At 73.4% G+C, this 10,189-nt stretch carries 11 protein-coding genes; 2 read left to right on the top strand and 9 right to left on the bottom strand.

Translation table 11 applies throughout. From position 1 onward, the window contains the following. From ACFV5N_RS18800 to ACFV5N_RS18775, 6 genes are all read right to left on the bottom strand, one after another. A partial coding sequence (locus ACFV5N_RS18800) for an urease accessory protein UreD (protein ID WP_385600903.1) occupies positions 1–557 on the bottom strand: 557 nt, incomplete at its 3' end. Then, positions 554–1,252 carry an urease accessory protein UreG gene (gene ureG / locus ACFV5N_RS18795; protein WP_385600900.1) on the bottom strand — a complete coding sequence of 233 codons (699 nt, stop codon included), beginning with the start codon at positions 1,250–1,252 and terminating at the stop codon, positions 554–556. The genes ACFV5N_RS18800 and ureG, both read right to left, overlap by 4 nt. A gap of 12 nt (positions 1,253–1,264) precedes the next feature. Next, a complete protein-coding gene (locus tag ACFV5N_RS18790) occupies positions 1,265–1,942 on the bottom strand; it encodes an urease accessory protein UreF (protein WP_385600897.1) in 678 nt (225 codons plus the stop codon). Beyond that, complete coding sequence (locus ACFV5N_RS18785) at positions 1,942–3,666, bottom strand: urease subunit alpha (RefSeq protein WP_385600894.1); 1,725 nt, start codon at positions 3,664–3,666, stop codon at positions 1,942–1,944. The genes ACFV5N_RS18790 and ACFV5N_RS18785 overlap by 1 nt, the downstream gene beginning before the upstream one ends. Then, positions 3,659–3,970 (bottom strand): urease subunit beta, encoded by a 312-nt coding sequence (locus ACFV5N_RS18780; RefSeq protein WP_385600892.1) that lies wholly within the window; start codon positions 3,968–3,970, stop codon positions 3,659–3,661. Before ACFV5N_RS18780 ends, ACFV5N_RS18785 begins: the two co-directional genes overlap by 8 nt. Positions 3,971–3,995: 25 nt before the next feature. After that, positions 3,996–4,298 (bottom strand): urease subunit gamma, encoded by a 303-nt coding sequence (locus ACFV5N_RS18775; protein WP_385600889.1) that lies wholly within the window; start codon positions 4,296–4,298, stop codon positions 3,996–3,998. 220 nt (positions 4,299–4,518) lie between these two features. On the opposite strand from ACFV5N_RS18775, the gene ACFV5N_RS18770 reads away from it, so the two are divergent. Beyond that, entirely contained in the window at positions 4,519–5,547 is a 1,029-nt protein-coding gene (locus ACFV5N_RS18770) for an aspartate-semialdehyde dehydrogenase (protein WP_385600886.1), read from the top strand. 89 nt (positions 5,548–5,636) lie between these two features. Here ACFV5N_RS18770 and ACFV5N_RS18765 read toward each other — a convergent pair whose 3' ends face one another. The 3 genes from ACFV5N_RS18765 to ACFV5N_RS18755 all read right to left on the bottom strand — a co-directional run bounded on the left by ACFV5N_RS18765 (position 5,637) and on the right by ACFV5N_RS18755 (position 9,377). Then, on the bottom strand, positions 5,637–6,839 hold the full coding sequence (locus tag ACFV5N_RS18765) for a DUF5685 family protein (protein ID WP_385600883.1): 1,203 nt from the start codon (positions 6,837–6,839) through the stop codon (positions 5,637–5,639). Between the two features lie 127 nt (positions 6,840–6,966). Next, a complete protein-coding gene (locus tag ACFV5N_RS18760; RefSeq protein WP_385600880.1) occupies positions 6,967–8,025 on the bottom strand; it encodes a S1 family peptidase in 1,059 nt (352 codons plus the stop codon). A gap of 434 nt (positions 8,026–8,459) precedes the next feature. After that, positions 8,460–9,377, bottom strand: coding sequence for a S1 family peptidase (locus ACFV5N_RS18755; RefSeq protein WP_385600878.1), 918 nt, complete (start codon positions 9,375–9,377; stop codon positions 8,460–8,462). Between the two features lie 363 nt (positions 9,378–9,740). Between ACFV5N_RS18755 and ACFV5N_RS18750 the strand changes: the two genes are divergently transcribed. Continuing rightward, on the top strand, positions 9,741–10,187 hold the full coding sequence (locus ACFV5N_RS18750) for a cell division protein SepF (RefSeq protein WP_385600876.1): 447 nt from the start codon (positions 9,741–9,743) through the stop codon (positions 10,185–10,187). Positions 10,188–10,189: the final 2 nt, after the last annotated feature.

Genomic DNA, 10,189 nt, shown 5'->3' with positions numbered 1-10,189 from the left:
GCCCGGTGGTCGCCGAGGACCGCGCCCCCGTCCCAGCCCGGGGCGCCCGGCCCGATGTCCAGTTCCTGGTCGAGCAGCGGCCGGCCCGCGCGGCGCACGGTCAGCCGGGTGGTGAGCCGCCCGGCCGGTTCGTCCGCCCGGCCCAGCACGAGCTGTTCGCGCAGCACGAGCCGGGCCCCGGCCGCCAGGTCGATCCGGGTCGTCGTCCGCAGCCGGCTGCCCGCCGCGCTGATCACCGGCTCCGGCAGCCAGTGCAGGATCCCGCCCTCCCCCACCGTCAGGACGGTGTCGTACCGGGCTTCCGTACCGTCCCGCCCCGGCAGGGCCACCGTCGCCGCCGCCGACGTCACCCGGAGCGCCGCGCCCGGCAGGACCGTCACCGTCAGCCGCAGCCGGTCCCCGCCCAGCGGCGCGCTCATCGCGCCCACGGTGGTGACCTGCGCCCAGCCCGGCTCCGGTGCCCGGGTGCGCCGCAGGGCCAGCGGCCCCTCCCCCGCCAGCACCGGCAGCCGTCCCCCCGGCGCCGCCGTGATCGCGGCCCGCGCGGTGACCGTCATACGGCCGCCGGCCGGGCGGCCCACGCGGCCAGCCGCTCGCGGACCCAGGCGCTCACCGGGGCCACCCCGTCCTGCTGCCGCAGCGAGGTGAAGGCGACCGGCAGCGTGCCGCGCCGCTCGCGGGCGTCGCGGGCCATCGCCGCGAGGTCGGAGCCGACGTACGGCGCCAGGTCGGTCTTGTTGACCACCAGCAGATCGGCGCCGGTGATGCCCGGGCCGCCCTTGCGCGGGATGTCGTCGCCCGCGGCCACGTCGATGACGAAGATCTGCGCGTCCACCAGGCCGCGGGAGAAGGTGGCGGTGAGGTTGTCGCCGCCCGACTCCACCAGCACCAGGTCCAGCGGTCCCGCGGTGCGCTCCAGTTCCTCCACCGCCTCCAGGTTGGCGGAGATGTCGTCCCGGATGGCGGTGTGCGGGCAGGCGCCGGTCTCCACGGCCGTGATGCGCTCCGGCGGCAGGACGGCCTCGCGCAGCAGGTGGTCGGCGTCCTCGCGGGTGTAGATGTCGTTGGTCACCACGGCGATCTCCAGGTCCTGGCGCAGCGCGCGGCACAGGGCGGCGACGGTGGCGGTCTTGCCGGAGCCGACGGGTCCGCCCAGTCCGATCCGCAGGGCGCGCCGCCGCCCGCCGGGGTGGGAGGGCGGGGCCTGGTGCGTGTGGCGGGGCGGGAAGGTGTCGGGGTGGTCCAGGTGCACGGTGCGGCTCCTTCAGGAGGCGAACAGCCGGCCGCTGCGGGCGGCGTGCTGTTCTGCGGCGATGTCGAGCAGCGGCGCGGAGGCGGCGGGCAGGGCGTCGGTGCCCCGTTCCGCGACGGCGTCGGCGGCCGTGACGGCGCGCCGGGTGACGGCGTCGAGGTCGGGTGCCAGCCGGGCGAGCAGGGCGGTGGCGTCGTACGGGTCGAGGCCGAGCAGCCGGACCACGGCCGTGGCCGGTCCGTTGACGGACTCGTAGGCGGCGGTGAGGGCGGCGTCGGCGGGGGTGAGTCCGGCGGCGCGGGCGGCCAGGCCGAGGACGACGGGCTGGTGGAGGCCGCCGGGGTGCCGGGTGGCGAGGGCGTCCAGGGCCGGGTCGGGCCAGGTGGCGCGGGCGGCGCGCAGCAGTTGCCGGCCGAGCCGGCGGGCGGTGTCCCGCAGGGCGGGCACGGGGGTGCGGGCGTCGGCGGCCTCGTCGAGGTGCCGGGGGTCGTGGCCGGCGCAGGCCGCGGCGGCCAGGGCGGCGGCCACCAGTCCCGCGGTGTGCAGCCGGCCGCGGCAGAAGGCGGCGAGGTCGGCGGGGCCGGTGAGCCGGCCGGCGTGCACGGCGGCCTCCGCGCCGCCGGAGTGGGCGTGGGCCCCGGCGGGGAACCGGCCGTCGGCGAGCAGCAGCAGTGCGGCGGGGGCCGGCATCAGAAGAGGAAGTAGCGCTGGGCCATGGGAAGTTCCGTGGCGGGGGCGGGGACGACCGGTTCGCCGTCGATGGTGACGGTGAAGGTGTCCGGGTCCACCGTCACCCGGGGCCTGGCGTCGTTCTGCCGCATGTCGGCCTTGGTGATCCGGCGGGTGTCGCCGATGGCGGTGAAGCGTTTGCCGACGCCGAGGCGTTCGGGCAGGCCGTCGTGGTGGGCGGTCTCGGTGACGAAGTTGACGGAGTTGGCGGCCGGGGCGCGCCCGGTGCCGCCGAACATGGGGCGGGGCAGGACGGGCTGCGGGGTGGGGATGGAGGCGTTGGCGTCGCCCATCTGGGCGTGGGCGATCTGGCCGCTCTTGAGCACCAGATCGGGCTTGACGCCGAAGAAGGCCGGCTGCCACAGCACCAGGTCGGCGAGTTTGCCGGGGGTCACGGAGCCGATCTCGTGGTCGAGTCCCTGGGCGACGGCGGGGTTGATCGTGTACTTGGCGACGTAGCGGCGGGCCCGGTGGTTGTCGGCGCGGCCGTCGCCGGGCAGGGCGCCGCGGCGCCGCTTCATGACGTGCGCGGTCTGCCAGGTGCGCAGGATGACCTCGCCGGCCCGGCCCATGGCCTGGGCGTCGGAGGAGGTGATCGAGATGGCGCCGAGGTCGTGCAGGATGTCCTCGGCGGCGATGGTGGTGGGCCTGATGCGGGATTCGGCGAACGCCAGGTCGGCGGGGACGGCGGGGTTGAGGTGGTGGCAGACCATCAGCATGTCGAGGTGTTCCTCGACGGTGTTGACGGTGTGCGGCCGGGTGGGGTTGGTGGAGGAGGGCAGGATGTGCGGCTCCGCGACCACGGTGATGATGTCCGGCGCGTGCCCGCCGCCCGCGCCCTCGGCGTGGTAGGCGTGGACGGTCCGCCCGCCGATGGCGGCGAGGGTGTCGGCGACGAATCCGGCCTCGTTGAGGGTGTCGGTGTGCAGGGCGAGCTGGGCGCCGGATTCGTCGCACACCCGCAGACAGGCGTCGATGACGGCGGGGGTGGCGCCCCAGTCCTCGTGGATCTTGAAGCCCACGGCTCCGGCGCGCAGCTGGGAGCGCAGGGCGTCGGGGCCCATGGTGCTGCCCTTGCCGAGGAATCCGACGTTGACGGGGTAGCCGTCCATCGCCTCGAACATCCGGGCCAGGTGCCAGGCGCCGGGGGTGACGGTGGTGGCTTTGGAGCCTTCGGCGGGCCCGGTGCCGCCGCCGATGAGGGTGGTGATGCCGGAGGCGAGGGCCGTCTCCGCGATCTGCGGGCAGATGAAGTGGATGTGGGCGTCCACGCCGCCCGCGGTGAGGATCCGGCCCTGGCCGGCGATGATCTCGGTCTCCGGGCCGATGACGAGCCCGGGGTGGACGCCGTCCATGGTGTCGGGGTTGCCGGCCTTGCCGAGCGCGGTGATCCGGCCGTCCCTGATGCCGACGTCGGCCTTGCCGGTCCGGTCGTGGTCCAGCACGATCACGCCGGTGATCACGGTGTCGGGGGCGCCCTCGGCCCGGCTGACCCGGGACTGGCCCATGGATTCGCGGAGGACCTTGCCGCCGCCGAAGACGGCCTCGTCGCCGGCCCGCCCGGGGCCGCCGCACAGGTCCTCCTCGATCTCGATCAGCAGACCGGTGTCGGCCAGCCGTACCCGGTCCCCGGTGGTGGGGCCGTAGAGGTCGGCGTACGCGGCCCTGCTCAGCGGCTCAGTCATCGAGCGGTCCTCCGGTCTCCCCGCGCAGGCCCGGTACGATCCGCCGCCCCGCGATGGGGACCAGCGCCACCTCCACCGGGATGCCGGGCTCGAAGCGGATGGCGGTGCCGGCGGGGATGGCCGGGCGCTTGCCGTACGCGGCGCGGCGGTCGAACTCCAGGCCGGGGTTGGCCTCGGCGAAGTGGTAGTGCGAGCCGACCTGCACCGGCCGGTCGGCGGTGTTGCGGACGGTGAGCCGGGTGACGGGCGCCCCCTCGTGGAGCGGGACGGGTTCGTCGGCGTACAGGACTTCGCCAGGGATCACAGGGGCGCTCCCGCCGGTGGTGGGGTCAGACGATGGGGTCGTGCACGGTGACGAGCTTGGTGCCGTCCGGGAAGGTGGCCTCGACCTGGACGTCGGGGAGCATCTCCGGGACGCCTTCCATCACCTCGTCCCGGCTGAGGACCTCGCGTCCTGAGGCCATGAGTTCGCCGACGGTCCGGCCGTCCCGGGCGCCTTCGAGGAGGTGTGCGGTGATCAGGGCGACCGCTTCGGGGTGGTTGAGGCGCAGGCCGCGGGCGCGCCGCCGCTCCGCCACATCGGCGGCCACGTGGATCAGCAGCCGCTCCTGTTCGTGCGGGGTCAGTCGCATCCGCTCCACCTCACCGTCGTCACCGTGTGCGCCGCACCGGACACCGGGAGGCTAGTGCGGCCGCGTTTCATAGGCGTTACTTCCGTACAGAAGTATCTTCATTCCCGTCCGCCCCCGCGTGACCGACATCAAAGAATTGGCTGTGATGGACCGGGACAGTGCAGGGTAGAAGCCACAGCGCACGGGACGTGAGCTGCACAGTCATAACGCAAGGAGCCCCATGAAGATCGGGATCGTCGGAGCCACCGGCCAGGTCGGCGGCGTGATGCGCGCAATCTTGGCCGAACGGAAGTTCCCGGTCGACCAGCTGCGGCTGTTCGCCTCTCCCCGTTCGGCCGGCCGCACCCTGCCGTGGCAGGACGGCGAGGTCACCGTCGAGGACGCCGCCACCGCCGACTATTCCGGTCTGGACATCGTGCTGTTCTCGGCGGGCAAGACCACCTCGCGCGCGCTGGCCGAGAAGGTCGCGGCCTCCGGCGCCGTCGTCATCGACAATTCCTCCGGCTGGCGGATGGACCCCGAGGTCCCGCTGGTCGTCTCCGAGGTCAACCCGCACGCCGTCGCGGACCGCCCCAAGGGCATCATCGCCAACCCGAACTGCACCACCATGGCCGCGATGCCGGTACTGCGCCCGCTGCACGCCGCCGCCGGCCTCACCTCGCTGGTGGTCTCCACCTACCAGGCGGTCTCCGGCAGCGGCCTCGCGGGGGTCGCCGAGCTGGACGAGCAGGCGCGCGCCGCGATCGCCCAGGACGCCACCCGGCTGGCCTTCGACGGCACCGCCGTGGACTTCCCTGCTCCGAAGAACTATGTGCGCCCGATCGCCTTCAACGTGCTGCCGATGGCCGGCTCCCTGGTGGACGACGGCCTGGACGAGACCGACGAGGAGCAGAAGCTCCGCAACGAGAGCCGCAAGATCCTGGAGATCCCGGGCCTGAAGGTCTCCGGCACCTGTGTGCGCGTCCCGGTCTTCTCCGGCCACTCGCTCCAGATCAACGCGCGCTTCGACCAGCCGCTGAGCCCGGACCGGGCCCGGGAACTGCTGGCGGGCGCGGAGGGCGTCGTCCTCTCCGACGTGCCCACGCCGCAGCAGGCGGCCGGACGGGACGCCAGCTACGTGGGCCGTATCCGCCGGGACGAGACGGTGGACAACGGTCTGGCGCTGTTCGTCTCCAACGACAACCTCCGCAAGGGCGCGGCGCTCAACGCGGTGCAGATCGCGGAGCTGGTGGCGGCCGAGCGCGGCTGACCGCCCCCGCCCACCCGGGTGACGGTCTCCGGGCCGTCACCCGGCGGGCGACCGGCTGCACGGGGCCGACCGCGCCGCGCCCCGCCGGCTCAGCAGTCGCAGCCGCAGTTGCAGTCGCAGCAGTCGCAGCACCCGCCGTCGTCGCCGTCCTCGCCGCAGGAGCAGCACGAGCAGCACGAGGTGTCACAGCCACCGCAGCAGTCGCAGTAGTGGCAGCAGCCGTGGCGCTCCTTGCCAGTCCACGGATCGGGGTAGTCCTCACGGCAGCACACCTGGCAGGTGCAGAACATCCCCGTCCAGACCAGGCACCCCGCCGCCCAGCCGCGCCGCCGGCGCCCGGTGTCCGGCGGGTCCGCCAGATCCGGCGGGTCCACGAGCCCCGGTCCGCTCTCCGCCGTCGCGGTGTGCCCGCAGGCCCGCCCGCCGGGCCCGGCGAAGGTGCGGTCCACCGCCCGCCGCAGCTCGTGCACCAGCAGCACATGCACCAGCCGCTGGTCGCGGAACTCCGCCTCGGCCAGCGCGAGCCGGACCCCGAGCACCGCGTCGTCGCACAGCCGGCGGGCCTCCGCCCGGCTGGTGCCGGTGGCCGTGAGCGGGTTCCAGGAGCCGTCCGCCGCGTCCTGCCGCTGGTCCTCCACCGCGTCCAGCAGATGCGCCAGCCGCCCGAAGTACCGGCCCGCCTCGGCCAGCGCCCGCGCGTTGCCGGGCCGGCCCGCCAGCCGGGCCGTGTGCGCGAACGCCGCCGCCGTCGCGGTCTCGGTCGGCTCGGTCACCGCGAGCAGCGGCCCGCCGGGCACCGCCGCCGCCTCCAGCTCCTGCTGCCGGCCGATCGCCTCGGTGAGCAGCGCGGCGTCGAAGCCGACCGCCGCCCCGCCCCGGGCACCGGCCCGCTCCCAGCCGCGCGCCACCCGCCCGGCCGCCGCCGCCAGGCCGCGGCGGCGCAGGGCCCCGTCGCCGTCCAGCGCGTGGTCGCGCAGCTTGGCCGAGGCCAGCACCAGCGACACGGCGGCGGCCAGCGCCGCGCCCTCGCCCCGGGCCACCGGCGCGGTGCGCATCCCGCGCAGCGGGCAGGGTCCCGCGGTGCGGCGCCACTGCTCCGTTCCCGCCCCGGAGGGCTGCGCCTGCGCCTCGTACAGCACCGATATCAGCAGCCCGTCGTAGTTGGTCGCCAGCCGGGCCGCCTGGCCGTGCGTGGTGCGCAGCGCCAGGCACAGACCGCACAGATGGGCCAGCCACTGCTCGCCGAGCCCTCCGGGCAGCCGGTGCCGGCAGGGTCGGATGATGCCGAACACGCCGTGTTCCCCCCGTTGTTCTGTTCTGTCCAGCACAAAGCCCCCGGCCGGATCGGCCGGGGGCTTCGCAGTGTGCCACCCGTTCGCGCCGTGCTGAGCGGCGGGAGCGGGGTCTGTGGTGATCCTGTTACGGGATGGTGGCGCCCACCGCGTTCAGCGCCGCGACCACCGGCTGGAAGAAGGTGGTGCCGCCGCTGGAGCAGTTGCCGCTGCCGCCCGAGGTCAGGCCGTGCGCGGTGTTGCCCGAGAAGAGGGCGCCGCCGCTGTCGCCGGGCTCGGCGCAGACGGTCGTCTGGATGGTGCCGCGCACCGTGCCCTGCGGGTAGGTGACCGAGACGTTCAGCGCGGTGACCGTGCCGCTGTGCCGGCCGGTGGTGGAGCCGGACCGCTCGACGGTCTGGCCGACGACCGGGTTGGCCGCACCGGTGATGGAGCGGGTGCTGCCGTTGTACAGGTTGACCGCGCTGGGGCTGGCGATGCTGGAGCTGTAGGTGCCGGCCGCGTAGTCGGAGCCCGGGAAGACGCTGGTGCTCAGGGTGCCGAACGCCGCGCCGCCCGAGGTGGCCGACCAGCTGCTGCCGGTCGAGCCGCAGTGGCCCGCCGTCAGGAAGCCGCGCTGGCCGCCGATCGTGACGTTGAAGCCGAGCGAGCAGCGGGCGCCGGAGGTGTAGATGGCGTCACCGCCCGCGATGTACGGGGAGAACTCGCCCTCGACCTGCTCCAGGACGGCCTGGCCGCCGAGGCCGTCCACGGTGGCCTGGAGTTCGGCGAGCGCGTCGCCGGTGACGGTCGAGTCCACCGTCACCTTGACGGCGTTGGAGACGGGGTCGATGCCCCACGCCGTGCCGGGCACGGCGTACTCCTCGACCTCGTCGGCCGCCGCCTCCAGCTGGGCCAGGGTGTGCTCCACCACGCGCGCCTCGGCGCCGGTGGCCTGGACCTCGGAGACGGCGGAGCTGTCCGTGACGTTCACCACGAGGGTTTCCGTCTCGGCGTCGTAGAAGGTGCCTGCTGTCTCGGCGGACAGGGTGTCGTCCAGGGTGGTCGCCAGTTCGACGGCCGCCTGCGAGGACAGGACGTCCGGGGTGAAGGTGGGGGTCTGGGCGTTCGCCTGTGACATGGTGAACGACCCGGCCAGCAGTGCCGCGACACCGGTGGCGGCCATCGTGATACGCCGCGCGGACATGCGTCGGTTTGTCACGCTTGTTTCCTCCTGTGGGGGTTGGAGCGCAAGGCTCCGGAGAAGGCAGGAACCTGACTCTTCAGCCACGTTCATGCCAAGCGGTGATGGCGAGTATTCCCATCCTGCGGGGGCCCACACAAGAACGACTTCACGCCCCGGACGGGAGTTCGATCGCCGCACGGGAGGCCGGGCGATGTGTCCCGGACACGCCCGGTATCTGCCAACTCACCGCCACGCTACGCGCGTTGCGCGCACCGCAGTTCGCCGACGGTAAGGACTAGACCTGTCTGAAAAGAGTCGCTCCGGGTTCGCTCACCGTTCGCCGCAGTCCGGTTTTCGTGACATGCGACATCCCCCGAACGAGATGCCACTGCCCCCGTCCGGGTGAACCGGACGGGGGCAGCGAGAGGGAAGGACCGCTTCGGTGGACGGACCCGTTACGGGATGGTCGCCCCGTACGCGTTGAGCGCCGCCACGACCGGCTGGAAGTACGTGGTGCCGCCGACCGTGCAGTTGCCGCTGCCGCCGGAGGTCAGACCGATGGCGGTGTTGCCGGAGAACAGCGGGCCGCCGCTGTCGCCGGGCTCGGCGCAGACGTTGGTGCGGATCATGCCGTAGACGATGTCGCCGCCGCCGTAGTTGACGGTGTAGTTCAGACCGGTCACCGAGCCGGAGCGCAGCCCGGTGGTCGAGCCGGAGCGCTGGACGGCCAGCCCGTTGGTGGCGTTGGCCGCACCGGTGATGGTGCGGTAGGTGCCGTTGTAGAGGTACACGTTGCTCGGGCGGGAGATGGAGGAGTTGGTGTACGACACCAGCCCGTAGTCGTTCACGGGGAAGCTGGAGCCGATCGTGCCGCCGATGACGGTGGTCCTGCCGGAGTTGGACCACCAGGTGCCCGCGCCGTCGGTACAGTGGCCGGCGGTCAGCATGACCGTCGTACCGCCCCGGGTGGCGTTGAAGCCGGCGGAGCAGCGCCAGCCACTCGCGTAGATGGCGTCACCGCCGGAGAGGTAGTTCTCCAGCGTGCCGGGGGTGCGCTCCACCTCGATGGCGCCGGCGAGGGAGCCCGCGTTCTCCTTGATCTCCGCGATCTCCTCCTGCGTGACCGTGGAGTCCACGGTCACGAGCACCTTGCCGGTCTCCTCGTCGACCGTCCAGGCGGTGCCGGCGATGTCGGCCGCGAGCACGGCCGAGTCCGCCTTGGCCAGCTGGGCGGTGCTGAAGGTCTGCACCGGCTCGGCGCCGGCGGTGCTGGGCAGCACGAAGGCGGTCAGGGCCGCCACACCGGAGGCGGCGGCGATCAGCCGCAGCCGCTTGACGAGGCGTCTGTGGGGGTTGGGGCGCTCGGTACTCACATGTCCTCCGTGGGGAATCCGGGGCCCGCTGGGTGCGGGCCCGTGAGGCGTGGCCGGGGTCCGCCGCATTCATCGGCATGACCCTGACAAGCGCTGCACCGAATCTTCACCACGCCGGGACGCCTTGCCAAGAACCACTTTCAGCCACTCCACGGAACCTCCGCACCCGGTGCGCATCCTGCCCGAAACTCACTCTCCGTCAGCTGCACCGGGCGGCGGTTGTCCTGAGGGGGCGCCATAATCGATTGCACCAGAACCGTCACGAAATCCGGTTCGGGCGCCAATCCACTTGGCGCATCATCCGCATCATGGATGACGATAGGGGTGTGGGCGGTTTCGAGCCGCGTGAGAGAGGAGGCATCCATGGGATCGGTACGCAAGGCGAGCGCCTGGCTCGGGCTCGTCGAGGACCGCGAGATGCGCTACTACGACGACGAGTACGCCGAGGGGCCCGAGCCGGGCGACGGCACCGAGCCGTGGGCCACCGACCCGGCGGTGCGGGCGGTGGAGGAGCCGGCACCGGAGGGTGACAGCGGCCGGATCGCGACGGTGACGCCGGAGAGCTTCCGCGACGCGCGCCGCATCGGTGAACTGTTCCGCGACGGGGTCCCGGTGGTCATCAACCTCACCGCCATGGAGCCCGGCGACGCCAAGCGCGTCGTCGACTTCGCCGCCGGCCTGATCTTCGGCCTGCGCGGTTCCATCGACCGGGTCGCCAACCGGGTCTTCCTGCTCAGCCCTGCCGACACCGAGGTCGTCAGCGGTGAGCCGGCCGCGCACCGTTCGGACGGCTTCTTCAACCAGAGCTGAGG

The sequence above is a fragment of the Streptomyces sp. NPDC059853 genome (genome assembly GCF_042731495.1).
In the GTDB taxonomy this organism is placed as follows: Bacteria; Actinomycetota; Actinomycetes; order Streptomycetales; family Streptomycetaceae; genus Streptomyces.
Note: the sequence above shows the minus strand (reverse complement) of the source record. Positions and strands in the feature narration are given on the sequence as shown.

Coding starts and splice junctions, on each gene's coding strand:
- ACFV5N_RS18790 (WP_385600897.1), bottom strand. CDS start 1,942: ATGCCGGCCCCCGCCGCACTGCTGCTGCTCGCCGACGGCCGGTTCCCC.
- ACFV5N_RS18785 (WP_385600894.1), bottom strand. CDS start 3,666: ATGACTGAGCCGCTGAGCAGGGCCGCGTACGCCGACCTCTACGGCCCC.
- ACFV5N_RS18775 (WP_385600889.1), bottom strand. CDS start 4,298: ATGCGACTGACCCCGCACGAACAGGAGCGGCTGCTGATCCACGTGGCC.
- ACFV5N_RS18770 (WP_385600886.1), top strand. CDS start 4,519: ATGAAGATCGGGATCGTCGGAGCCACCGGCCAGGTCGGCGGCGTGATG.
- ACFV5N_RS18760 (WP_385600880.1), bottom strand. CDS start 8,025: ATGTCCGCGCGGCGTATCACGATGGCCGCCACCGGTGTCGCGGCACTG.
- ACFV5N_RS18750 (WP_385600876.1), top strand. CDS start 9,741: ATGGGATCGGTACGCAAGGCGAGCGCCTGGCTCGGGCTCGTCGAGGAC.